The sequence below is a fragment of the Delftia sp. genome, from assembly GCF_059499305.1.
Window position 1 is genome coordinate 136,223 of sequence record NZ_JCABYI010000040.1, and the last position, 22,672, is coordinate 158,894.

19 protein-coding genes are annotated in these 22,672 nt (G+C 68.1%); 5 read left to right on the forward strand and 14 right to left on the reverse strand.

The features are described from left to right. The first annotated feature begins 149 nt into the window (after positions 1-149). A complete protein-coding gene (locus AC5I49_RS28380) occupies positions 150-1,070 on the forward strand; it encodes a LysR family transcriptional regulator (RefSeq protein WP_012207461.1) in 921 nt (306 codons plus the stop codon). Here the strand turns inward: AC5I49_RS28380 and AC5I49_RS28385 are convergent. Genes AC5I49_RS28385 through AC5I49_RS28415 form a run of 7 tightly spaced genes read right to left on the reverse strand, consistent with a single transcriptional unit; the run spans position 1,045 to position 9,246 of the window. Beyond that, positions 1,045-2,004, reverse strand: coding sequence for a CobW family GTP-binding protein (locus AC5I49_RS28385; RefSeq protein ID WP_495790216.1), 960 nt, complete (start codon positions 2,002-2,004; stop codon positions 1,045-1,047). The two genes, AC5I49_RS28380 and AC5I49_RS28385, sit on opposite strands and share 26 nt — an antisense overlap. A 1-nt stretch (position 2,005) precedes the next feature. Further along, a complete protein-coding gene (locus AC5I49_RS28390) occupies positions 2,006-3,670 on the reverse strand; it encodes an amidohydrolase (RefSeq protein ID WP_495790217.1) in 1,665 nt (554 codons plus the stop codon). Positions 3,671-3,689: 19 nt separating this feature from the next. Further along, positions 3,690-4,712 carry an ABC transporter ATP-binding protein gene (locus tag AC5I49_RS28395; protein ID WP_016450885.1) on the reverse strand — a complete coding sequence of 341 codons (1,023 nt, stop codon included), beginning with the start codon at positions 4,710-4,712 and terminating at the stop codon, positions 3,690-3,692. Next, positions 4,709-5,737, reverse strand: a complete 1,029-nt coding sequence (locus tag AC5I49_RS28400) for an ABC transporter ATP-binding protein (protein WP_034397073.1) — start codon at positions 5,735-5,737, stop codon at positions 4,709-4,711. The genes AC5I49_RS28395 and AC5I49_RS28400 overlap by 4 nt, the downstream gene beginning before the upstream one ends. Next, a complete protein-coding gene (locus AC5I49_RS28405; RefSeq protein WP_043790046.1) occupies positions 5,737-6,645 on the reverse strand; it encodes an ABC transporter permease in 909 nt (302 codons plus the stop codon). The genes AC5I49_RS28400 and AC5I49_RS28405 overlap by 1 nt, the downstream gene beginning before the upstream one ends. Before the next feature lie 4 nt (positions 6,646-6,649). Continuing rightward, positions 6,650-7,627 carry an ABC transporter permease gene (locus AC5I49_RS28410; protein ID WP_012207467.1) on the reverse strand — a complete coding sequence of 326 codons (978 nt, stop codon included), beginning with the start codon at positions 7,625-7,627 and terminating at the stop codon, positions 6,650-6,652. Positions 7,628-7,644: 17 nt separating this feature from the next. Further along, complete coding sequence (locus AC5I49_RS28415; protein ID WP_310044458.1) at positions 7,645-9,246, reverse strand: ABC transporter substrate-binding protein; 1,602 nt, start codon at positions 9,244-9,246, stop codon at positions 7,645-7,647. Positions 9,247-9,488: 242 nt separating this feature from the next. Between AC5I49_RS28415 and pdxR the strand changes: the two genes are divergently transcribed. Continuing rightward, positions 9,489-11,000 (forward strand): MocR-like pyridoxine biosynthesis transcription factor PdxR, encoded by a 1,512-nt coding sequence (pdxR, locus tag AC5I49_RS28420; protein ID WP_495790218.1) that lies wholly within the window; start codon positions 9,489-9,491, stop codon positions 10,998-11,000. Between the two features lie 18 nt (positions 11,001-11,018). Here the strand turns inward: pdxR and AC5I49_RS28425 are convergent, their stop codons facing one another. The 3 genes from AC5I49_RS28425 to tal all read right to left on the reverse strand — a co-directional run bounded on the left by AC5I49_RS28425 (position 11,019) and on the right by tal (position 14,730). Next, complete coding sequence (locus tag AC5I49_RS28425) at positions 11,019-11,918, reverse strand: transporter substrate-binding domain-containing protein (RefSeq protein ID WP_016448714.1); 900 nt, start codon at positions 11,916-11,918, stop codon at positions 11,019-11,021. Between the two features lie 231 nt (positions 11,919-12,149). Further along, positions 12,150-13,772 carry a glucose-6-phosphate isomerase gene (gene pgi / locus AC5I49_RS28430; protein ID WP_016448715.1) on the reverse strand — a complete coding sequence of 541 codons (1,623 nt, stop codon included), beginning with the start codon at positions 13,770-13,772 and terminating at the stop codon, positions 12,150-12,152. Positions 13,773-13,776: 4 nt separating this feature from the next. Beyond that, entirely contained in the window at positions 13,777-14,730 is a 954-nt protein-coding gene (tal, locus tag AC5I49_RS28435) for a transaldolase (protein WP_495790219.1), read from the reverse strand. A 208-nt stretch (positions 14,731-14,938) separates the two neighbouring features. Between tal and AC5I49_RS28440 the strand changes: the two genes are divergently transcribed. Continuing rightward, positions 14,939-15,784: a MurR/RpiR family transcriptional regulator gene (locus AC5I49_RS28440; RefSeq protein ID WP_016448717.1), complete on the forward strand. Its 846-nt coding sequence runs from the start codon at positions 14,939-14,941 to the stop codon at positions 15,782-15,784. A gap of 28 nt (positions 15,785-15,812) precedes the next feature. Here AC5I49_RS28440 and fabF read toward each other — a convergent pair whose 3' ends face one another. Further along, positions 15,813-17,099, reverse strand: a complete 1,287-nt coding sequence (fabF, locus tag AC5I49_RS28445; RefSeq protein ID WP_047218864.1) for a beta-ketoacyl-ACP synthase II — start codon at positions 17,097-17,099, stop codon at positions 15,813-15,815. A 205-nt stretch (positions 17,100-17,304) separates the two neighbouring features. Between fabF and AC5I49_RS28450 the strand changes: the two genes are divergently transcribed. Beyond that, positions 17,305-17,907, forward strand: a complete 603-nt coding sequence (locus AC5I49_RS28450; RefSeq protein ID WP_046240742.1) for a TetR/AcrR family transcriptional regulator — start codon at positions 17,305-17,307, stop codon at positions 17,905-17,907. 15 nt (positions 17,908-17,922) lie between these two features. Here AC5I49_RS28450 and AC5I49_RS28455 read toward each other — a convergent pair whose 3' ends face one another. From AC5I49_RS28455 to AC5I49_RS28465, 3 genes are all read right to left on the reverse strand, one after another. After that, the gene (locus tag AC5I49_RS28455; RefSeq protein ID WP_495790220.1) at positions 17,923-19,149 is read right to left on the reverse strand and encodes a M20 aminoacylase family protein; all 1,227 of its coding nucleotides are present in this window, start codon (positions 19,147-19,149) and stop codon (positions 17,923-17,925) included. Positions 19,150-19,283: 134 nt separating this feature from the next. After that, complete coding sequence (locus tag AC5I49_RS28460) at positions 19,284-20,432, reverse strand: porin (RefSeq protein WP_495790221.1); 1,149 nt, start codon at positions 20,430-20,432, stop codon at positions 19,284-19,286. A 182-nt stretch (positions 20,433-20,614) separates the two neighbouring features. After that, positions 20,615-21,703, reverse strand: coding sequence for a porin (locus AC5I49_RS28465; protein WP_495790222.1), 1,089 nt, complete (start codon positions 21,701-21,703; stop codon positions 20,615-20,617). 331 nt (positions 21,704-22,034) lie between these two features. On the opposite strand from AC5I49_RS28465, the gene coq7 reads away from it, so the two are divergent. Beyond that, the gene (gene coq7, locus AC5I49_RS28470; protein WP_016448723.1) at positions 22,035-22,652 is read left to right on the forward strand and encodes a 2-polyprenyl-3-methyl-6-methoxy-1,4-benzoquinone monooxygenase; all 618 of its coding nucleotides are present in this window, start codon (positions 22,035-22,037) and stop codon (positions 22,650-22,652) included. The last annotated feature ends 20 nt before the right edge of the window (positions 22,653-22,672 follow it).

Here is a 22,672-nt window from a genome sequence, read left to right on the forward strand (position 1 = left end):
GATGGTGGGGCCGCAGATCAGCCTGCGGCATGGTGAATTCCTGGCACGCATGCTAGGTCTGCGCCTTGAGCCTGGTCAAACGATAATCGGGCCCATAGGTCATTCCCAAACAGAATGCCCCTCCCACGATTGCCCCACCGCCCTCTGCCATGCTGCTGTCCCGCCGTTTCCTGCCCCCCATGTCCCTGCTGTGCGCCTTCGAGGCAGCGGCCCGGCACCAGAGCTTCACGGCAGCTGCGGCCGAGCTGCACCTGACGCAAAGCGCCGTCAGCCGCCAGATCCGAGCGCTGGAGGAGCGGCTGGAGGCAGAACTCTTTGTGCGCGAGCGCCAGACCGTGCGCCTGAGCCCGGCCGGCCAGGCCTATGCGCAGGAAATCCGGGGCGCGCTAATGCGCATCTCCACGGCCACGCTGGGCTTTCGGGCCAACCCGCGCGGCGGCAGCCTGAACCTGGCCATCCTGCCCACCTTCGGCACGCGCTGGCTGGCGCCGCGCCTGCCGCAGTTCTTCAGCGCCCACCCGGGCATCACCATCAACCTGACGACGCGGCTGTCCCAGTTCGACTTCCAGCTCGAAGCCGTGGACGCCGCCATCCATTTCGGCCTGCCGCACTGGCCGGGCGCCGAGCTGGCCTTTCTGATGAGCGAGACCGTGGTGCCTGCCTGCAGCCCCGCCCTGCTGGCCCAGCATGGCTTTGCCCAGCCCCAGGACCTGCTGCAGGCGCCGCTGCTGCACCTGGCCTCGCGCCCCGATGCCTGGCAGCGCTGGCTGTCCGTGCACCATGCGCCCATGGCCGAGGGCCAGGGCATGCTGTTCGACCAGTTCGCCACCGCCGCCCAGGCCGCCATCGCCGGCGTGGGCGTGGCCTTGCTGCCGCGTTTTCTGATCGAGCGGGAACTGGCCCAGGGCGATCTGGTGCGTGCCCTGCCCCATCTGCCCGAGATGGAAAGCGCCGAGCGCTACTACCTGGCCTGGCCCACGAGCCGCGGCAACTACCCGCCGCTGCAAAGCCTGCGCGAGTGGCTGCAGCAGGCGGCCCAGGATTTCATGCGGGACGGCCCGCAGCCCTGACGCCCGCAGCGCCTGCCACCAGCGCCTGCAGCGCCGCCACCGGCAACTGCCCGGCCAGGCCGATGGCCACGATGGCGGGCACCTGCTGCTGCTGCACGGGCGCTGATGCGGCACGCAGCCGGCCGCTGCGCCCGGCAAACTGAAGCTCGCTCCACTGGCCCGCCCCGGTCTGCACCACGCCCTTGAGCCGCAGCACGCCAGCCGGCATGGCCTGCAGCCACGCCTGCAGGGCCGTCTCGCACAGCCCCCCGGGCGGCTGGCAGGACCAGGTCTCGAACTGCCGGCCATGCATGGGGCGCGCAGTGCCAGTACCCCATGAGACCTCCCGCGCACCACGCAGGAGGGCTGCGCCGCTGAGCAGTTGCACGGGCACCCGGGCTTCGTGCACATCGCAGCGTTGCGCGGCTGGCGCGTGGCTGGCTATCCAGCCGTGCACGCGCTCCAGGGTCCGGGCATCGGCCAGATCGGTCTTGTTGACGATGACCAGATCAGCCCGGGCCACCTGGCGCTGCAGCGTGTCGGCCAGCAGCGGATCGGCGGCCTGCGAGAGCAAGGTGCCGGCATCCAGCACCACGATGACTCCATCGAGCGCCAGACCCGGATCGGCCAGGCCCAATTGGGCGATGCGCCAGGGGTCGGAGACGCCGCTGGCCTCGACCACCACGGCGTCGAAGCGCTCGCGCTGCTGCAGCACGCCGATCAGGGCCATGGACAGGTCATCGCCGATCTGGCAGCACACGCAGCCATTGGTCAGCGCGATGGTGTCGCCGCTGTGGGCCTTGATCAGGCCTGCATCGATGTTGAGCGCACCGAAGTCATTGACCAGCACGGCCAGCCGCTGCCCATCCGCATGGCGCAGCCAGTGGTTGAGCAGCGTGGTCTTGCCGGCGCCCAGGAAGCCGCCGATGACCGTGAACGGCAACCGCTGTCCCATGTCATGCCGCCTTGAAGACGCGCCCCGACAGCACCGTGCCCCAGACCCGGAGGTCCTTGAGCACCATGGGGTCCAGGGACAGCGGATCGTCCTCCAGCACGCAGAAGTCGGCGCGCTTGCCGCATTCGACGCTGCCGATCTCGTGGTCCAGCTTCAGTGTCCAGGCCGCGCCCAGCGTGACGGCATGCAGGGCCTGGGCCACGGTCAGGCGCTCGGCCGCGCCCAGCACGCGGCCCTTGGGCGTGATCCGGTGGACCGCGCACCAGGCGGTGAACAGCGGCCCCAGCGGCGTGACGGGCGCATCCGAGTGAATGGCCAGCGGCACGCCGGCGGCCAGCGCGCTGGCGCAGGCATCGAGCCGCATGGCGCGGTCCGGCCCCATGGTCATCTCGTAGTGCTGGTCGCCCCAGTACCAGAGGTGGTTGGCGAACAGGTTGGCGCACAGGCCCAGCGCCGCCATGCGGCGAAACAGCGGCGCATCGATCATCTGGCCATGCTGCAGCGTGTGGCGGTGGTCGGGCCGGGGCGCGCGGGCCAGCACGCGGCCTATGGCGTCGATGGCGGCCTCGCTGGCCTCGTCGCCATTGGTGTGCGTATGGATGAGCAGGCCTGCGCGGTGGTAGGTCTCGAAATCGGCCTCGTACTGCGCGGGCGCGGTGACCCAGATGCCGTTGGGCGCGCCGTTGTAGTGACCGGGCCAGCGCAGGCGTGCCGAAAAGCCCTGGATGGAGCCGTCCAGCATCATCTTGACCAGGCCGTAGCGCAGCCTGTCGGTGTTGCGCGCCATGAGCGTGCGCACATGCTCGGCACCGGCCTCGGCGCCATGCGTGCCGTGGAAGGCCTGGAAGGCGGGCAGGATGCGGATGGGCACCTGGTCGTCGCCCAGCGCGGCCTCCAGCACGCGGCAGTCCTGCTCACCCAGTTTGTTGACCAGGTCGGTGGCCGTGGTCACGCCCTGGCGGCAGGCCAGGCGAGCGAAGGAGCGCACGCCCGCCTCGGTCATGGGCGCCAGCAGCCCGGCGTTGCCGATCTTGCGCAGCACCAGGAACATGGCGGCCGGCTCCTGCAGCTCGCCCGTGGGCTCGCCGGCCAGGGCGTGGCCGGGCGCAAAGCGCACCACGCCCTCGACCTCGTTGTCGCGCGTGATCTCGGCCAGGCGCAGCATGGCGCTGTTGACGTTCATCAAATGGCCGTTGGCGTGCGAGATCACGACGGGACGGCCTGCGGCGGCCCGGTCCAGGTGCTCCACCGTCATGCGCTCGCCGCCGAAGTAGATGGGATCGAACCCCCAGGCGATCAGCGGCTGGCCGGGCGGCAGGCCCTGCGCATCCATGCGCGCCGCCACCTCGGCCAGGCGGTCCACCACGGCATCCATGGAGCGCAGGCCGGGCCAGGTCTTTCCGTCGGGGTCGCGCCGGTCGAACCAGCCCGTGTATGTCCAATCCCACATGCTGCCTTCCTTGAGGTGGCAGTGGCCCTCCACCAGCCCGGGCAGCAGCACCTGGTCGGCAAAGCGCTCGTCGATGCGGCATTCGCCCCAGGCCGTGCAGCGCGCCAGGTCCCCGACCGCGAGGATGCGCCCGTCGCGCACGGCCACGTGCGTGGCCTCGGGCTGCATGGGGTTCATGGTGATGATCTTGCGGGCGGCGTAGACGGTGATGCTCATGGTGGCGGGTGCTCCGGGTTCAAAGGGCCAGCGGCGCGCGCGGCACGCCATCGATGTGGTCCACGCGGATGCAGCGCACCCAATGGCCGGGGGCGGCTTCGCGCAGCGGTGGCGCCTCGGCCGAACACGCAGGCACGGCCACGGGGCAGCGCCCGGCGAAGCGGCAGCCCGCGGGCGGGTCGATGGGACTGGGCGGGTCGCCGGCCAGCCGGATGCGCCGCGCCGCGCGCTCGCGCCCGCCGCGCACCGTGGGCACGGCCGACATCAGGGCCACGCTGTAGGGATGCAGCGGCCGCGCAAAGAAGGCCTGGCGCGGTGCGCGCTCCACGATCTGGCCCAGGTACATGACGGCGATGTCGTCGCAGATGTGCTCGACCACGGCCATGTCGTGCGAGATGAACAGGTAGCTCAGGCCCAGCTCGCGCTGCAGCCGCGCCAGCAGGTTGAGGATCTGGGCGCGGATGGCGATGTCCAGCGCCGACACGGGTTCGTCGCAGACCACCAGTTCGGGCCGCGTGGCCAGGGCGCGCGCGATGTTGATGCGCTGGCGCTGGCCGCCCGAGAACTGGTGCGGGAACAGCTGGCGCTGTTCGGGCCGCAGGCCGACCTGGGTGAACAGCTCGGCCACGCGCGCCTCGCGCTCGGCCGGCGTGCCCACGTCCATCAGGTCCAGCGGAGCGCGCACCGCATCGCCCGCGCGCTGTCGCGGATTCAGCGAGGAGAACGGGTCCTGGAACACGATCTGCATGCGCCGCCTCGCCTGGCGCAGGGCCTCGCCCGACAGGCCGCCCAGGTCGGTATCGCCCAGCTGCATGCGGCCTGCCGTCACGGGCGCCAGACGCATCACGGCCAGCGCCGTGGTCGTCTTGCCCGAGCCCGACTCGCCCACCACGGCCAGCGTGCTGCCGCGCCGCAGGCTGAAAGACACGCCGTCCACGGCCTTGACCACCTCGGGCCTGCCGAACAGGCCCTTGCCCGGGCGCGGAAAGTGGACCTGGAGATCGTCCACCTGCAAGAGGGTATCGTCCATGCGTGCGTTCATGCCAGGGCCTCCGTGTGGGCGCGGATGCGGGAAGCGGGAGCGTGCAGCCAGCAGGCCACGCCGTGGGATGGATCATCCAGCGCGGTCAGCGGCGGAGCTTCGCTGGCGCAGCGCGGCTGGGCCTCGCGGCAGCGCGCACGAAAGGCGCAGCCGCTGCCCAACTCCCAGATCGAGGGCACGACGCCGGGGATCTCGGGCAGCTCGGTGCGCCCGCCTGCCTGGCTGCTGCCCAGCTCGGGCAGGCAGGCGATCAGGCCGCGCGTGTAGGGATGGGCGGGCGCTGAAAGCACCTGTTCGCAGCGGCCCTGCTCGATCACGCGGCCCGCATACATGACCATGACGCGGTCGGCCATCTCGGCCACGGCCCCCATGTCATGCGTGATCAGCACGATGGCCGTGCCCTTGTCGCGCTGCAGCTCGCGCAGCAGGTCGAAGATCTGCGCCTGCACGGTCACGTCCAGCGCCGTGGTGGGCTCGTCGGCGATCAGGATGTCGGGCCGGCAGGCCAGGGCCATGGCGATCATCACGCGCTGGCGCATGCCGCCCGACAGCTGGTGCGGGTACTCGTGCACGCGCCGCTCGGGCGCGGGGATGCCGACCTGCCGGAGCATTTCCACGGCGCGTTGGCGCGCGGCGGCCGCGTCCAGGCCGGCGTGCAGGCGCAGCGGCTCGGCGATCTGCTCGCCCACGGTGAGCACCGGGTTCAGCGAGGTCATCGGCTCCTGGAAGATCATGGAGATGCGGTTGCCGCGCACCTGGCGCATATGGGCCTCGCCGGCGGCCACCAGGTCCTCGCCCTGGAAGCGCACCTGCCCGCCCGTGATGCGGCCCGGAGGCGAGGGAATGAGGCGCAGCAGCGCCAGCGCCGTCATGCTCTTGCCGCAGCCGGATTCGCCGACCACGCACAGGGTCTCGCCCGCGCGCAGATCGAAATCCACGCCGTTGAGCACCGTGGCCTGGCCGCGCCGGCCCTGGAAGGCCACGCGCAGGCCGCTGACTTGCAACAGGGGGGTATCGGTGTCCATCAGCGCTCCCTCAGCTTGGGGTTGAGTGCATCGTTGAGGCCGTCGCCGATCAGGCTGACGGCCAGCACGGTGACGAAGATGGCAGCACCAGGAAAGGCCACGGCCCACCAGCACGACAGCAGGTATTGGCGGGCCGACCCGATCATCAGGCCCCAGCTCATCTGGTTGGGGTCCCCCAGGCCCAGGAAGGACAGGCCGGCCTCGAACAGGATGGCGGCGCCCACGGCCAGCGTGGCCGACACCACCAGCGGCGGCAGCGCATTGGGCAGGATCACCTTCCAGATGATGCGGCCGTGGCGCGCGCCGATGGCGCTCTCCGCGCGCACGAATTCAAGCTGGCGGATGCGCATGAACTCGGCCCGCGTCAACCGCGCCGTGGCCGGCCAGCTCACGCTGCCGATGGCCAGCGTGACCGTCACCAGCGAGGGCGAGAACAGCGTGACCACCACCATGGCGAACAGCAGCGCAGGCAGCACCTGGAAGAACTCGGTCACGCGCATCAGCAGCGCATCGACGCGGCCGCCGTAGTAGCCGGCCATCGCCCCCAGCGTCACGCCGATGCACACCGACAGCAAAGCCGCGAAGGCGCCCACCATCAGCGTGGCGCGGCCGCCGTGGATGATGCCCGTGAGCACGTCGCGCCCCAGCTGGTCGCTGCCCAGCCAGGCCTCCTCGCTGAACGGCGGGCTCAGCGGCATGGTGCGGATCTCGAACGGGTCCGCAGGCCAGATCCAGGGGCCGGCAATGGCCACCAGCAGCACGATGAGCAGCATGGCCATGCCGGCAATGGCCGAGGGGTTGCGCAGGAACATGCGCAGCGCCTCACGGGCCGGGTGCTCGGCATGGGCTGCGGCCTGCGGCGCGGCGACGCTCGGCACGGACACGGAAGGTGGTGTGATGGCATTCATGGTCTCAGGCCGCCTTGATGCGGGGATCGATCAGCCGGTAGCACAGGTCGGTGACGAGGTTCATCACGACCACGACGATGGAGGAGAACAGCAGCACGCCCAGGATGGTCGGGTAGTCGCGCCGCAGCACCGAGTCGAAGGCCAGCCGGCCCAGGCCCGGCCAGTTGAAGACCGTCTCCACGATGATGGCGCCGGCCATGACGTTGCCGAACTGCAGGCCCAGCATGGTCACCACGGGCAGCAGCGCGTTGCGCAGCGCATGGCGGTAGAGCACCACATGCTCGGCCAGCCCCTTGGCGCGCGCCGTGCGGATGTAGTCGGCGCCCAGCACGTCCAGCATGGACGAGCGCGACAGCCGGCTGTACTGCGCCAGGTAGACCAGGGCCAGTGTCAGCGCAGGCAGCACCAGGTGCCGGGCCACGTCCAGCAGGTCGGCAAGGCCCGCGCCGCCTGCGGCATCGGCCGAGCGCATGCCCGACACCGGCAGCACGGGCCACCAGGAGGCAAACGCCAGCACCAGCAGCATGCCGGTCCAGAACACGGGCGCCGCAAAGCCCACCAGGGACAGCACGGTGATGCACTGCGACAGCAGACCGTTGGGCCGGCGCGAGGACAGCACGCCCAGCAGCGTGCCCACCACGAAGGCCGTGAGCACGGCGGCCAGCACCAGCAGCAAGGTGGCGGGCACGCGCTCGGCAATCATCTGCGCCACCGGCAGGTTGAAGAAGTAGGAGTAGCCCAGATCACCACTGGCCACGCGCGCCAGGTAGATGCCCAGCTGCACGGGCAGCGGCCGGTCCAGCCCGTAGCGTGTGCGCAGCTCGGCCATGAGCTCGGGCTCCATGCCGCCGCTGGCGCCGGCAATGGTCTCCACGGGATCGCCGGGCGCCGCATGCACCAGCATGAAGTTCAGCACCACCACGGCCAGCACCAGCGCCAGGCCCTGCAGCAGCCGCTTGAGGAGTGTGCGAAGAAAAGCCATGGACTGCACCTCCCCGACTACTTCAGAAAGATCTCGTCATAGGGCGAGGCCGGCCCCCAGACCGTGGTCGGCAGGTTGCCCACGTTCTTGCGCGCAGCCGTGTGGTAGGGCGAGTTGTTGATGAAGATCACCGGCAGCTCGTCCGTCACGGTCTTCTGGAAGGCCGCATAGAGCTTCTTGCGCTCGGCCGCATCCAGCGTGCTGCTGGCCGTGTTCAGCAGCTCGTCCACCTTGGGATTGCGGTAGGACTGGGTGTTGGTCCAGACCACGGGCTTGATGTTGGTGGACAGGTAGCTGCGGTGCACGCCGATGACCGGGTCGCCCCAGTTGAAGACGATGTCCATGGACAGGTCGAAGTCATGCGTGGCCAGGCGCCGGGCCCAGGCCGGGAAGTCGGCCGAGGCGCGCACCTCGACCGCGATGCCCACCTTCTTGAGCTGGGCACGCACGTACTCGGCCACGTTCTTTTGCTGCTCGTCCGTGCCCGGCAGGTAGTCGATGGTGATCTTGAAGCGCTCGCCATTGGCCCCGGGCTTGAGGCCGGCCTCGTCCAGCAGGGCCGCCGACTTCTTGAGGTCCAGCGGATAGCGCACCAGGTCGGCCGAGGCAAAGGGGCTGGCCGCCACGATGGGGCCGTCGGCCACGCTGGCGAAGCCGCCCATCAGCGCCTTGGTGATGAAGTTCTTGTCGATGGCATGCGCAATGGCCTTGCGCACGCGCACGTCGTCCAGCGGCTTCCTGTCGGTGTTGATGGCCAGCCAGTTGATCGAGCCTATGCCCTCGAAGCCCTTGCCGGTCAGCGTGATCTGGGGATTGGTGGACAGGCGCTTCAGGTCGATGGAGGCCTGCAGGTAGGGCACCATCTGCACGTCGCCGCGCTCAAGGCTCAGCAGCAGGCTGGAGGAGTCGGGCACGATGTTGAAGACCAGCTTGTCCAGATAGGGGCGGCCGGGCAGGAAGAACTTGTCGAAGCGCTCCATCACGATGCGCTGGCCCGCGCGGAACTCGGTCAGCTTGAACGGCCCCGAGCCCACCACGTCGGCGCTGTTGCGCGCATGGGTCTTGAGGTCGGCACCGTCGCCATAGATGTGCCTGGGCAGTATGGGCGCCAGCGCCGGGCTCATGGCCAGCAGGATGGCCGGATGCGGCGCGCTCATGCGGATGATGGCCGTGTAGGGGTCGGGCGTGTCCACCTTCTCCACGGGCCCCAGCATGGTCTGGAACGGATGGTTGGCCTTGATGGCCATGATGGAGAAGGCCACGTCGGCCGAGGTGATGGGCTTGCCGTCGTGGAACACGGCATTCCTGCGCAGGTTCAGGGTCAGCGACTTGCCGTCCTCGGCCAGCTTCCAGGACTCGGCCAGGTAGGGCTGGGGCTTCCACTGGTCATCGAAGCGCAGCGGGCTGGCGAACAGCTGGGTGGAAGGCATGGCCGTGGCAATGCCCGATTGCACGGCGCCGTTCAGGTGCCGTGGCACCTGGGTGCTGCCCACGATCAGGGTGCCGCCGCGCTGCGGCTCCTGGGCCTGGGCCTGCAGCGGCGTGGCCGCCAGGCCCGCCAGCGCGCCGGCCAGGGCCAGGGCCGCCAGGGCGCGGCGTCGGAAAGTGATGGTGTGCATGGACTGTCTCCCTCGTTGGATCGCCAGGCCGCGCGGCTCGCTGCCTTCAATCCAGAATACGCAACAAGGGCGCGGGCCGCGGGGGCCACAGCCGTCCAAACGTAGGAGCCAGAGGCCCGGTGTTTACCCGCGTCAGCCGGCCCAAACCTTTACTTGCCCGCACCCGCACCGCAACATGGCGCCGACCGCGCGCCCTCTGCCCGGTCGCGCCAAGAACGCCCCCCGATTGCCTCCGTTGCGCCATGAGCACCCCTTCCGCCACAGACCCACGCCACCAGTGGGCCCGCCTGTTCGCGCTGCCCGAGCAGCCCGGCCTTCCCCTGAAGGACCGCCTGCGCCTGGCCCTGGTCCAGCCCATCCTCGAAGGCCGCCTGCCGCCCGGCGCGGCCATGCCGCCCTCGCGCGAGCTGTCGCGCCTGCTGGAGGTGTCGCGCAATACCGTGACCACGGTCTATGAGCAGCTGGTGGATGAAGGCTTTCTGGAAGCCCGCCCGCGCAGCGGCGTGTTCGTGGCCCGGGATTCGCGCCTGGCTGGTGTGGACGGCGCCCTGGCCCTGCCTGCGGCAAGTCCCGGGGAGCCCGCACCGGACTGGTCTGCACGCGTGCTGCGCTCGCTGACGGACAGGCACACGCTGTCCAAGCCGCTGCAGTGGCGCGAGTACCCCTACCCCTTCGTCTACGGCATGCACGATCCCGCGCTGTTTCCCACCGAAGGCTTCCGGGAATGCTGCACGCGCAGCCTGGCGCGCGCCCAGCTGCCGCAGTGGACGCCGGACTTCGAGACCGACGATGTGCCCGACCTGATCGAGCAGATCCGCCTGCGCCTGCTGCCCCGGCGCGGCGTGTTCGCGCTCAAGGAAGAGATCCTGGTCACCGTGGGCGCGCAGCAGGCCTTCTACCTGCTGGCCGACGCGCTGCTGGACCCCTCGCAACGCCTGGGCTTCGAGGAGCCCGGCCACCCGCATGCGCGCAACACCTTTTCGCTGCGCCGCCCGCATTGGGTGCCCGTGGCCGTGGATGGGGAAGGCGTGGTGGTCGATGGCCTGCCGCCGCTGGACTATCTGTTCGTCACGCCCTCGCACCAGAGTCCCACCACCGTGACGCTGAGCCTGCAGCGGCGCGAGCAGCTGCTGCGCCGCGCCGAGCAGGGCGATTTCGTGATCATCGAGGACGACTACGAGGCCGAGAACCTCTACCAGGGCACGCCCATGCCCGCGCTCAAGAGCCTGGACAAGAGCGGGCGCGTGATCTATGTGGGTTCGCTGTCCAAGAGCCTGTCGCCCGCGCTGCGGCTGGGCTACATCGTTGCGCCGCGCGCGCTGATCGACGAGTTGCGCGTGCTGCGCCATGCCATGGTGCGCCACCCCAGCGCCTTTCTGCAGCACGCCTATGCGCTGTTCCTGTCGCTGGGCCACCATGAGGCCCATGCGCGCCGCGTGAACCAGGCCATGCTGGAACGCGTGGCTCAGGTGGACCGCTCGCTGCGCGCGCACCTGCCGGATTTCATCTTCCGCCAGCCCCAGGGCGGCGCGTCGCTGTGGGTGCAGGCACCGGCCTGGCTGGACGCCGATGCGCTGGCCGCCGTGGCGCGCCGCCACGGCGTGCTGATCGAGGCAGGCAGCGCGTTCTTTGCGACGCCGCGCCAGCCCTGCCCCTTTTTCCGGCTGCGCCTGTCCTCCATTGCCACCGATCAGATCGATGCAGGCATTGCGGCACTGGCACAGGCGGTGGCCGAACTGGCCCGGTCGCGATGACCGGGTCCGGGCCCGTGGTCACTGCTGCGCGTAGGACTCCAGCGGCTTGTCGTTGGGCTTTTGCAGCAGCTGCTTGAGCATGTCGCTCATGGGCAGGTTCAACGGGGCATTCTTGGGCGGAATGGGCTGCACGAACCACTTGTCGTAGATCTTCGCCACTTCGCCCGAGGCCATCATGCCCACCAGCACGTCGTCCACGGCCTTCTTGAAGGCGGGATCGTCGCGGCGAAACAGGATGGCGATGGGTTCGGAGCCCAGCACCTCGCCCACGATCTTGAAGCCTGCAGGGTTCTTGGAGTTGGCGATGACGCCGGCCAGCAGGTTGTCGTCCAGCACGAAGGCATCGGCACGGCCCGATTCGAGCATCAGAAAGCTCTCGAAATGGTCCTTGCCCAGCGAGGTGGGCAGGTTCACGCCATTGTCGCGCCCGTACTTGCGCAGCAGCTGCACGGCAGTCGTGCCGGCCGAGGCCGCCACGGGCTTGCCGTCGAGCTGCTTGAAGGAGGTGATGCCCGAGTCGGCACGCACGGCCATGCGCACCTGGCTCACGTAGGTGGTCACGGCAAAGGCCACCTGCTTTTGGCGCGCGAGGTTGTTGGTGGTCGGGCCGCAGCCGATGTCCACGGTGCCGTTCTGCACCAGGGGCATGGTGTTCTGCGAGGTCAGGGCCATGTACTCGATCTTGGCCTTGGGCACGATCTGGGCCAGCACCTTCTCGCACAGCTCGACGTGGTAGCCCACGTACTTCTGCGTGGTCCCGAAGGCATAGGCCATGGGCGCCGAGCTTTCGCGCACGCCCATCACCACCTTGCCTGTGCTCTGGATCTTGTCCAGCGTGCCGGCCGCTTCCTGTGCATGGGCAGCGCCAGTTGCCGCCACCACACATGCCATCGCCACATGGGCCAGTACGAATCGCATCGAGGGTCTCCTTGGATAGTTGTTGCAGGTCCGAAGGCGCGCTGCGCCTCCACCCTGCCGAGCCGCCGTCACTGGCTGCATGCAAGCAGGGCCGCCGTCAAGGCGATTGCATCAACTATCGAGCAATCAGGCGCCTGTGCATAACGATGAAATGGAAGAAGGTCATGCTCCACCCACATGACCCGGCACCCTGCTGGTGCGCCGCGGGGGCCACAGGCCCGCCGCGCCCGGTCAGCCGGCCGACCCTGCCGCAAGCCGGTGCATGAGGCCCTGCGTCGAGGCATCGACGCCCTGCCAGTCGCCGCTGTCCTGGCGCGCATGCAGCTGGCGCGCCAGGTGCTTGCCCAGCTCCACGCCCCACTGGTCGAAGCTGTTGATGCCCCAGACCGCACCGGCCGAGAAGACACGGTGCTCGTACAGCGCGATCAGGGCGCCCAGCGATGCCGGGTCCAGCTGCTGCAGCAGCAGGAAGCTGCTGGGCCGGTTGCCCGCGCAATGGCGCTCTGCCCCTTCTTCGCCGTGGCGCCCCTCCATCAGGGCCTGGGCCTGGGCAATGGCGTTGACGACCAGGCTCTGGTGATGGGCACCCAGGTATTTGCCGCCGTCGCGCAGCGCGATGAATTCCACGGGAATCACGTCCTGGCCCTGGTGCAGCATCTGGAAGAAGGCATGCTGGCCATTGGTGCCGGGCTCGCCCCATATCACGGGCGCCGTGCGCACGGGCAGTGTCTGCCCGTCGCGCGTCACGCCCTTGCCGTTGCTCTCCATCTCCAGCTGCTGCAGATAGGCGGTCAGCCGCCGCAGGCCATGGCTGTAGGGGGCAATGCAGCGGCTGGAGAAGCCGCAGAAATCGCGATACCAGACGTCCAGCAGGCCCAGGCGCAGCGGCAGGTTGCCCTCCACGCCGGAGGAAAAGAAATGCGCGTCCATGGCATGGGCGCCGTCCAGCAGCGCACGGAACTGCGCCGCCCCGATGGCGATGGCCACCGGCAGGCCGATGGCCGACCACAGCGAAAAACGGCCGCCCACCCAGTCCCAGAATCCCAGCGTGCGGCGGATGCCGAAGTCGGCTGCGGCCTGCACATTGGTGGTGAGCGCCACGAAGTGCCGGTCGATGGAGCACGCGGCCTGCGCATCCTCGCTGCCGCCCTGCTCCAGGAACCACCGGCGCGCCGAGTGCGCGTTGAGCATGGTCTCGGCCGTGGTGAAGGATTTGGAGGCGATCAGGAACAGCGTGCTGTGCGGGCGCACGCGGCGCAGCACATGGCCGAGCTCATGGCCATCGACGTTGGAGACGAAATGGAAATTCTTGCCCGCATCGACCCAGTCCTCCAGCGCATTGACCACCACTTCGGGGCCCAGGTGCGAGCCGCCGATGCCGATGTTCACGATGTCGGTGATGCCCTCGTCGCCACGCACCTGCTCGGCCAGGGCCAGCATGGCGTCCAGCGTCTCGTGCACCTGTGCCAGCGCCTCGTGCATGGCCGGCTGCCACTGCTGCACGGTGGCGCAGTGGCGCAGCTGGCCGCCGTCGCGCGGCATGCGCAGCAGCCAGTGCATGACGGCGCGGCCCTCGGTGCAGTTGACGGGCTCGCCGGCCAGCATGGCGTCGCGCTGGGCCAGCACGCCGGCCTGCTGCGCCAGCTCGCGCAGCAGCGTCTCGGTGGCTTCGGTCCAGAGGTTCTTGGACAGGTCGGCGAAGACATGCGGGGCCTGCTGGCTCAGCGCGTCCAGCCGGCCCGCGTCCGCGGCAAAGGCCTGGCGCAGATCCAGGGACCGGATGTCTTCGTTGAAATGGCGTTCAAGTGCCGACCAGGCCGGCAAGGTGTTGCACAAAACGGGCAAGATCTTCATCCAATCAGTCTGCGCCCTGCTGCATCAATGCTTCGAGCTTGCTGGTGTCGGCAGCGAAGGCGCGTATGCCTTCGGCCAGCTTCTCGGTGGCCATGGCGTCCTCGTTGAGGGCCAGGCGGAAACCGGCTTCGTCGTAGTGCACGGGATCGAGGGCCAGGGTCCGCGCGGCCTCGGGGTCCAGGGCGCGCGCCAGGGGCGCATCGCTGGCGCCCAGCTGGGCCAGCAGTTCGGGGGCGATGGTCAGCAGGTCGCAGCCCGCCAGCGCCACGATCTGGCCCGTGTTGCGAAAGCTCGCGCCCATGACCTCGGTGGCGATGCCGAAGTGCTTGTAGTGCTCGTAGATGGCGCGCACGGAGCGCACGCCGGGATCGTTGGCGCCGGCCATGGCGGCCTCGTCCCACTGGGCGCCGGCCTGCTTCTTGTACCAGTCGTAGATGCGGCCCACGAAGGGCGAGATCAGCTGCACCTTGGCCTGGCCGCAGGCCACGGCCTGGCAGAACGAGAACAGCAGGGTGAGGTTGGTGTGGATGCCGCGCAGCTCCAACTGGCGCGCCGCCTCGATGCCTTCCCAGGTGGAGGCGATCTTGATGAGCACGCGGTCGATGTGCACGCCTTCGGCCTGGTACAGCTCGATCAGGCGCTCGGCACGCGCCACGGTGGCCGAGGTATCGAACGACAGGCGCGCATCGACTTCGGTGGAGACGCGGCCCGGAATGGTGTTCAGGATCTCGCAGCCGAAGCGCACCAGCATGCGGTCCATGACCTCGTCGAGGCGGCGGCCCTTGTACTGGGCCACGGTGGCGCGCATCAGCGGCGCGTACTCGGGCTTTTGCACCGCCTTGAGGATGAGCGAGGGATTGGTGGTCGCATCCCGCGGCTGGAACTGGGCCAGTTGGTGGAAGTCGCCGGTATCGGCCACCACGGTCGTGTACTGTCGAAGCGCATCAAGCTGGTTCATGGAACATCCTTTGGGCGGGAGCCTGGCGAGGGGCGGCATCGCACCAGGGCGGTGCGGTTGTACCGGCAAATCCTCCGAGTGTATGCGCGCGCATGGATTGCATCGGCGTCAGGAAAGTAAGCGAAGGCTGCCGCTCATGCAAAATGCGCGCTGGACCTGCCTTGCGGCAACCGCTTCCCTTTACCCATAGAACAACGCCCACCGCCTAATGCTGGACCGCATCACCGCCTCGCTGCCCTCGCTTGCTCCCGCCGAACAACGCGTGGCCCGCCTGGTGCTGGCCGATCCACGGGCCTTCGCACGGCAGCCGGTGCGCGAACTGGCCGAGCGTGCCCATGTCAGCAAGCCGACGGTGGTGCGCTTTTGCCGCAGCATGGGCTACGACGGCCTGGCCGATTTCAAGCTCAAGCTGGCCGGCAGCGTCAGCGAGGGCGTGCCCTTCATCCACCGCAGCGTGGACACCGACGACAAGACCAGCGACGTGATGGTCAAGGTGGTGGACAACGCCGTGGCCGCCTTCCTGCAATACCGCAATGCCGCCAGCACCACGGCCATAGAGCAGGCGGCGCAGGCCATCGCCTCGACCTGGCAGACAGGCCGGCGCATCGAGTTCTACGGCGCGGGCAACTCGGGCATCGTGGCGCAGGACGCGCAGCACAAGTTCTTTCGCCTGGGCGTGACCAGCCTGGCCACCAGCGACGGCCACATGCAGGTGATGAGCGCCACCCTGCTGGGACCCGGCGACTGCGCGGTGATCATTTCCAACTCGGGCCGCACGCGCGACCTGATGGACGCCGCCGACATCGCGCGCAAGAACGGCGCCACCACGATTGCCATCACCGCCAGCGGCTCGCCCCTGGCCTCGGCCTGCCACATCCATCTGGCCGCCGACCATCCCGAGGGCTACGACCGCTACAGCCCCATGGTGTCGCGCCTGCTGCACCTGCTGGTCATCGACGTGCTGGCCACCTGCGTGGCGCTGCGCATCGGCCCGGCCCTGCAGCCTGCGCTGGAGCAGATGAAGAACAACCTGCGGGCCAAGCGCTACACGTAGCACCGGCCCCCAGGCCCACCCGCCTCGTTCAGCCCTGCCAGCGCCGGAGCACCAGCGAGGCGTTGACGCCACCAAAGCCGAAACCGTTGACCAGGGCATGCTCCATGGCCCAGGGCCTTGCCGCGCCGGCGATCAGGTCCAGCCCCTGGGCCAGGGGATCGGGCTCCACGAGATTGCGCGTGGCCGGCGCCATCTGGTCGCGCAGCGCCAGCACCGTGAAGATGGCCGCCACCGCGCCCGCCGCGCCCAGCAGATGGCCCGTGGCCGACTTGGTGGAGCTGATCGCCACGCCGCTGCCCTCGCCAAACAGGGAGCGCATGGCTGCCAGCTCGCCCCGGTCGCCCACGGGCGTGGAGGTGGCGTGGGCATTGAGGTACTGCAGCTGATCCGGCGACAGCCCGGCCATGGCCAGCGCCTGTGCCATGCTGCGGCGCGCGCCGTCGCCATCTTCCGGGCCCGAGGTGATGTGATAGGCATCGGCACTGGTGCCGTAGCCCACCACTTCGGCCAGCGGCACGGCGCCGCGCGCCAGGGCGTGGTCCAGTCCCTCCAGCACCAGGGCGCCCGCGCCCTCGCCCATGACAAAGCCGTCGCGGCCCGCGTCGAAGGGGCGTGAGGCCTCTTCGGGCCGGTCGTTGTATCCCGTGGAAAGGGCCTTGGCCGCCGCGAACGCGCCCAGGCTCACGCGGTCGATGGCCGCCTCGGCACCGCCGCACAGCGCCACGTCGGCCTCGCCCGAACGGATCATGCGCAGGCCGTCGCCCAAGGCCTGCACGCTGGCTGCGCAGGCAGTGACCGGCGCACCCAGCGGGCCCTTGAGCCCATGGCGTATCGACACATGCCCGGCCGCGAGATTGACCAGGAAAGACGGCACGGTGAAGGGCGACAGGCGCGACACCCCCCGGCTGTCCGTGGTGCGCACGGCCTGGGCAATGGCGCCAAAGCCGCCGATGCCCGAGCCAATGATGCAGGCCGTGCGCGTGCGCTCCTGCTCGCTGGCCGGCTGCCAGCCGGCCTGGGCCAGGGCCTGGTCCGAAGCGTCCAGTGCCAGCGGAATGAAGCGGTCCATCTTGCGCTGGTCCTTGGGCGAGACCACGGCATCGATGTCCCAGCCGCCTTCCGGGTCCCGGGCCAGGTCGGGCACCTGGCCTGCCACCTGGCCCGGCACATCGGGCGCCAGATCCTCGGGCAGCCGGCTCAGGCCCGATGCGCCGGACAGCAGCCGCCGCCAGGCCAATTCAGTGCCCCGCCCCAGCGGCGAGACCATGCCCATGCCCGTGATGACCACGCGGCGTGCGAGAGGACCCGTGCTCATGAACGCTCCCTGATGGACCATGCAGAGACTGCAGCGCGCACGGGGCACAGGCTGCTCGGGATTGAAGAGGCGTTCATCGGTTCTTCCCTGTAGAGTGCACAGCCCCTGCCGCAGATGGTGAGCATTGCCTGCAGGCACGGACTTATGATGATGGCCGTCATCATAAACGCATTTTGATGACAACCATAATCATTGGACAGTGCACATGAAAGTCACGAAAGCCCAGGCCGCGCAGAACCGGCAGGACATCCTCGAAGCCGCTGCGCGGCTGTACCGCGAGCACGGGCTGGACGGCGTCGGCGTGGCCGAGGTGACGCGCGGCGCGGGACTCACCCACGGCGGGCTCTATCGCCACTTCGAATCCAAGGACGCGCTGGTGCGCGAAGCCTGCGCACGCGCCTTCGACTGGTCCATCGCGCCGCTGGACGGCCTGCAGGGTGAACAGGCCGGCAGCCTTGCCGCGCGCGTGCAGTCCTATCTGTCGCCGCAGCACCGCGACAGCCCCGGCGAGGGCTGCCCCGCTGCGGCGCTGGCCGTGGACGTGGCTCGGGCAGGCGGTGATCTTTCAGCGGTGTTCGCCGAAGGGGTGGAACGCAACATCGGCAGGTTTGCGCGCGTGATCGGCACACTTGGCGACGATCAGGCACCCGATGCCGCACAGCGCGCCCAGGCCATGGCCATGCTCAGCAGCATGGTGGGCGCCCTGGTCCTGGCACGTGCCACGGTCGCCGCCAATCCAGCCTTGTCCGACGAGATCCTGGAAACGGTAAAGGCCCACCTTCTTGCGACCGAGGGACAGCCCCGCTGACCGGCTCCGCCTGCGCTATACGTCCTGCGAAGGCAGCGGCATGGCCTGCTCGATCAGGCTGGCGTGCAGGGCAGCGCCCAGCGGCAGCACCTCGTCGTTGAAGTCATACCGGCTGCTGTGCAGCGGCACCCCGGGCTGGGCGCCCGTGGATTGCCCCAGGCGCAGGTAGGCGCCGGGTTTGTGCTGCAGCATGAAGGAAAAATCCTCCGCGCCCATGCTGGGCTCCAGCTGCCGGTCCAGGTTCTCCGCGCCCACCAGCGCCTGGGCCACGTCGGCCGCAAAGGCGGCCTCCGTGGGGGAATTGATGGTGGCGGGATAGATGCGCTCGTAGTTGACCTTGGCCGTCGCACCCAGCCCCAGCGCCACCGCGCTGCACAACTCCTGCAGGCGCTGCTCGACACGGTCCTGCACGGCGGGATCGAAGGTCCGCACGGTTCCCACCAGCGTTGCCGTGCCCGGCATCACGCTGAAGGCGCCCAGGTCCCCGGCCTGCACGGCACACAGGCTGATGACGGCACTGTCGATGGCGCGCACATTGCGCGAGACGATGCTCTGCACCGCCGTGGTGATGTGCGCGGCCGCCAGCACCACGTCCACCGTCTGGTAGGGATGGGCGCCGTGGCCGCCGCGCCCCGTGATCTCGATGGTGATGCGGTCGGCCGCCGCCATCATCGCGCCCATGTTGATACCGACGGTGCCGGCGCGCATGGCGGGCCAGTTGTGCATGGCGTACACGGACTGCATGGGAAAGCGGTCGAAAAGCCCTTCATTGATCATGGCCCGCGCGCCGCCCCGTCCTTCCTCGGCAGGCTGAAAGACCAGCACGGCCGAGCCGTCGAAACGCCGTGTCGCAGCCAAGTAGCGGGCGGCGCCCACCAGCATGGCCGTATGGCCGTCATGCCCGCAGCCGTGCATCAGCCCCTGCTTGCCCGATTTCCAGGGAAATTCGTTGTGCTCGACCATGGGCAGTGCATCCATGTCGGCACGCAGGCCCACCATCGCTCCCGAGCTATGCCCCTGGCCACGGATCACGGCCACCAGGCCCGTGGTGCCCAGGCCTTCGTGGATCTCGTCCACGCCGCATTGCCGCAAGGCCTCCTTGACGCGCGCAGCCGTGAAGCGCTCCTCGAACCCCAGCTCAGGATGCGCATGCAGCTCGCGGCGCAGCGCCGTCAGCTCGGGGTGGTACTGAGCGATCTGGGCAAAGACCCGACCGCCTGCCTTGTATCGAGTGGCTTCCATAGCCTTGGTTCTTTCGCTTCGTTGGCCTGCGCATTACCTTAACGCAGGAAATCGCGCCCGCCCACCGTCAGCCCTTCGACAGGAAACAAAAAGGCCTCCCGAAGGAGGCCATTCGTTGCGCAGACGCCGCGTGTTCAGAAGCGATGGCGCAGGCCGACGGTGAAGCCCGTGCGCTTGGTGGCGCCATTGGCGTCCAGCATCACGCCCGAGCCGCCACTGGTCTTGGTGTGGTCCAGGGCCACATAGGCATCCGTACGCTTGGAGAAGGCGTAGTCGAGCACCGCCACCAGGAAGTCTGCCTTGCCATTGAAATTGCCCGTGCCCGAGCCCGACTGCTTGGCATGGTAGTAATGCGCGCCCACATTGATCTGGGGCGTGATCTGGTAGCCGAAGCCCATCTTGTACATCTGGCGCTTGTTGGCGTCGCCGGCCACGAAGCCGCCGTTGGACGAACCCGTCCAGAAGGAGTTGAGGATGGCCTGGTCGAATCCACCGCCTGCGGTTGCCGCCGGGAATGCGTCCTTGCGCTTGTTCAGGCCGTAGCCCAGGTTGACGTACCAGGGACCCACGCGGTAGGAGCCGCCCAGGGTATAGGCATCGACCTTGGTGCCGGCCGGCAGCGTCGTGCCCAGGTAGCCGGCGCCTGCGGAAATGCCGCTTTGCGAGTAGCGCAGATAGCCGCCAGCCGTCTTGATGGCGCCACCGGGCACCACGCCAGTGCCGACCTTGTCGAAGGTGTTGTTCTCGTCGAACGAATACTGCAATGCGCCGCGCACGGGGCCGAACTCGGCCAGGTACTTGACCATGTTGCTGGCGCGCGCGCCCATGGACATGCCGATTTCAGGCTTGTAGGCCTCCATGTACGGCGAATACGGGAAGGAGGCATAGGTGGACGTCACCAGATCGAACAGCATGTTGTACTGGCGACCCAGGGTGACCTGGCCGAAGCTCTTGCTGCGCAGGCCCACCCAGGATTGCTGGAAGTAGCTTGCCGCAGCCTGCTCGCCGGTGTCGGTGAGGAAACGGGCTTCCAGGTTGGCAATGGCTGCCAGACCGCCGCCCAGGTCCTCGGTGATGTTGATGCCCCAGCGGCTTTGCGACATGCCGCCGCCGATCATCTGGGTCTTGCCGCTCTTGGTCGGGCCTTCATTGGTGGTGTGGCGCACGCCGGCATCGACGATGCCGTACAGCTGTACGCTGCTTTGCTGGGCGAATGCTGCCAAGGGTGCCGTTGCTGCCAACACCGCCAGTGCCACGCTCTTTTTCACGAATGAAGAATTCATTGTGTTGTCTCTCTCTTGTTAACGATTGGTTGGTGGAAATTTCATTCTAGAAACGCTTTTCCCGCCTCGTCACCGTTGGCACAAGCACAACACAGGTCTTTCCCTAGCACAAAACAAAAGAGCCAGTCCGAAGACTGGCTCTTTTTTGCTTCAAATGGCAACTGGCTTACGCCAGCCGTTCATTAGAAAGCGTGGCGGATACCGACTTGCACGCCAGTCTGGCTTTCGCCAGCGGCCACTGTGGCGTTGGACGAGTAAGAACCCAGACCCTTGGCAGCCAGACCCAGAGTGGAGCCATCCTTGTTCTTCAGGAACGCCAGGTTGCCGTACAGAGCGGTGCGCTTGGACAGGTTGTGCACGTAGCCCAGAGAGATCTGGTGAGCCTTGGAATCGTTGAACTTCTGATCGTACAGAGCGTACTGCAGCTTGACTTCGCCCACACCGCCGACGGGAGCCGAAGCGCCCAGCATGTAGGAGTTCACCTTGTCGCTTTGACCCAGAGCCTTGTACTTGGTTTGCTGGATCAAGCCGGTCAGCTTGGCAACGCCGAAGTTGTAAGAAGCGCCCAGAGTCATTTCATCGCGGTCAGCCGCGGTAATGGCAGGCAGCGTAACGTAGGTTTTTTGCTGAGCCAGGCCCAGGCTCACGCTCAGAGGGCCATTGTCATAGGCAACATAACCACCAACGTAGCGGCCGACGTTCTTCACGGTGCCCACCGTGGTCTTTTCGTCGAAAGCGTAGCCCACACCAGCGTTGAAACCGCCGAAGTTGGGAGTGTAGTAAGCGATCAGATTGTTGGCGCGAATGCCGTTGTCGTCGCCGACTGCGGGAGTTTGAGCACCAGCAACGCTAGCCCAGTTACGGAAACCCATGAACTGGCCGATACCAGTGGCGCTGAACAGGTCGTAGGAGGTCAGCTTTTGGAAGGTCGGCACTTGATCGCGGCCCAGGCGCACTTCACCGAAGTTGCCAGACAGGCTCACGGTCGAACGACGCTTGAAGTCGAAGCCGTTGCCACCGGTGTCACCGAAGATTTCGCCTTCCAGCCAGAAGCCGGCCTTCAGGCCGCCACCCAGGTCTTCCGTGCCACGCAGGCCCAGACGGCTCGTGGAAGAGCCGCTGGTGCCCAGGCCGTACACGCTGTCGCCCGCTTGGTTCTTGTTCACGTAAGCAACGCCAGTGTCGACGATACCGAACAGGGTCACGGAGGATTGAGCCATTGCGGCGCCGGAAGCAGCCAGCACTGCCAGGGCAATCAGAGATTTTTTCATTACGAGTTACTCCAAGGTTTAGAAGGGCGCCGGTCGTGAGGAAGAGAGGCTTGGCCTGAGGCTCCACCGGTTTCCCGCGCCAACCTCCTGGTGGGGAAGTTAGGGCCTATTGCACCAGACCGCCGCTGCCCATGCAAAGAAATTCACCCACAAACGGGCTTGAACCCCCGTTTTTCGTTGCACTGCCGCAACAAACCTGCAGACCAACACAATCAGGCCCAACCCGAACATCGCGCCGGCCTTGTTGCGCTTGCACAAAGAGAGGGCATGTCGTCCTGGTGTACCGTTCAGACCCTGAATTTGCCAAGATTTTCCGCTCTAGGGACCGCCCATGGACAAGATACTGACTGCCGCCGATGCGGCGCTTCGCACCCTGTTTGCACAGCCTTCCGCGGCCGAGCGCTCTCCCGCCACCGGCATCGCGGAAGGTGAGCTGACCGAGGCACAGCGCCGCCTGTCGGGCGCCTTGATGCGCGTCAATCATGTCGGAGAGGTCTGCGCCCAGGCGCTGTACAACGCCCAGGCCATGGTGACGCGCGACATGGTGCTGCGCGAGCATCTGCTGGAGGCGGCCCGCGAGGAAACCGACCATCTGGCATGGACCCGCGACCGGCTCAACGCCCTGGGCGACCGACCCAGCCTGCTGAACCCGCTGTGGTTTGCTGGGGCATTCGCCATCGGCGTGGTGGCCGCCAAGATCAGTGACGCCGCCAGCCTGGGCTTCGTGGTGGAGACCGAGGAGCAGGTTTCCGCCCACCTGGAATCCCATCTGGGCCGTCTGCCTGAGGAGGACCGCCCTTCGCTGGCCGTGGTGGCCCGCATGAAGGACGATGAGGAGCGCCATGCCGCCGCTGCGCGTGAAGCCGGCGCGCTGGAGCTGCCGCCGCCCGCCCGCGCCTTGATGCGCCTGGCCGCCAAGGTCATGACGACGACCGCTCACCGCATCTGAGATCCGAAGCTTCTGAAACG

Coding starts and splice junctions, on each gene's coding strand:
- AC5I49_RS28380 (WP_012207461.1), top strand. CDS start 150: ATGCTGCTGTCCCGCCGTTTCCTGCCCCCCATGTCCCTGCTGTGCGCC.
- AC5I49_RS28385 (WP_495790216.1), bottom strand. CDS start 2,004: ATGGGACAGCGGTTGCCGTTCACGGTCATCGGCGGCTTCCTGGGCGCC.
- AC5I49_RS28390 (WP_495790217.1), bottom strand. CDS start 3,670: ATGAGCATCACCGTCTACGCCGCCCGCAAGATCATCACCATGAACCCC.
- AC5I49_RS28395 (WP_016450885.1), bottom strand. CDS start 4,712: ATGAACGCACGCATGGACGATACCCTCTTGCAGGTGGACGATCTCCAG.
- AC5I49_RS28400 (WP_034397073.1), bottom strand. CDS start 5,737: ATGGACACCGATACCCCCCTGTTGCAAGTCAGCGGCCTGCGCGTGGCC.
- AC5I49_RS28405 (WP_043790046.1), bottom strand. CDS start 6,645: ATGAATGCCATCACACCACCTTCCGTGTCCGTGCCGAGCGTCGCCGCG.
- AC5I49_RS28410 (WP_012207467.1), bottom strand. CDS start 7,627: ATGGCTTTTCTTCGCACACTCCTCAAGCGGCTGCTGCAGGGCCTGGCG.
- AC5I49_RS28415 (WP_310044458.1), bottom strand. CDS start 9,246: ATGCACACCATCACTTTCCGACGCCGCGCCCTGGCGGCCCTGGCCCTG.
- pdxR (WP_495790218.1), top strand. CDS start 9,489: ATGAGCACCCCTTCCGCCACAGACCCACGCCACCAGTGGGCCCGCCTG.
- AC5I49_RS28425 (WP_016448714.1), bottom strand. CDS start 11,918: ATGCGATTCGTACTGGCCCATGTGGCGATGGCATGTGTGGTGGCGGCA.
- pgi (WP_016448715.1), bottom strand. CDS start 13,772: ATGAAGATCTTGCCCGTTTTGTGCAACACCTTGCCGGCCTGGTCGGCA.
- tal (WP_495790219.1), bottom strand. CDS start 14,730: ATGAACCAGCTTGATGCGCTTCGACAGTACACGACCGTGGTGGCCGAT.
- AC5I49_RS28440 (WP_016448717.1), top strand. CDS start 14,939: ATGCTGGACCGCATCACCGCCTCGCTGCCCTCGCTTGCTCCCGCCGAA.
- fabF (WP_047218864.1), bottom strand. CDS start 17,099: ATGAGCACGGGTCCTCTCGCACGCCGCGTGGTCATCACGGGCATGGGC.
- AC5I49_RS28450 (WP_046240742.1), top strand. CDS start 17,305: ATGAAAGTCACGAAAGCCCAGGCCGCGCAGAACCGGCAGGACATCCTC.
- AC5I49_RS28455 (WP_495790220.1), bottom strand. CDS start 19,149: ATGGAAGCCACTCGATACAAGGCAGGCGGTCGGGTCTTTGCCCAGATC.
- AC5I49_RS28460 (WP_495790221.1), bottom strand. CDS start 20,432: ATGAATTCTTCATTCGTGAAAAAGAGCGTGGCACTGGCGGTGTTGGCA.
- AC5I49_RS28465 (WP_495790222.1), bottom strand. CDS start 21,703: ATGAAAAAATCTCTGATTGCCCTGGCAGTGCTGGCTGCTTCCGGCGCC.
- coq7 (WP_016448723.1), top strand. CDS start 22,035: ATGGACAAGATACTGACTGCCGCCGATGCGGCGCTTCGCACCCTGTTT.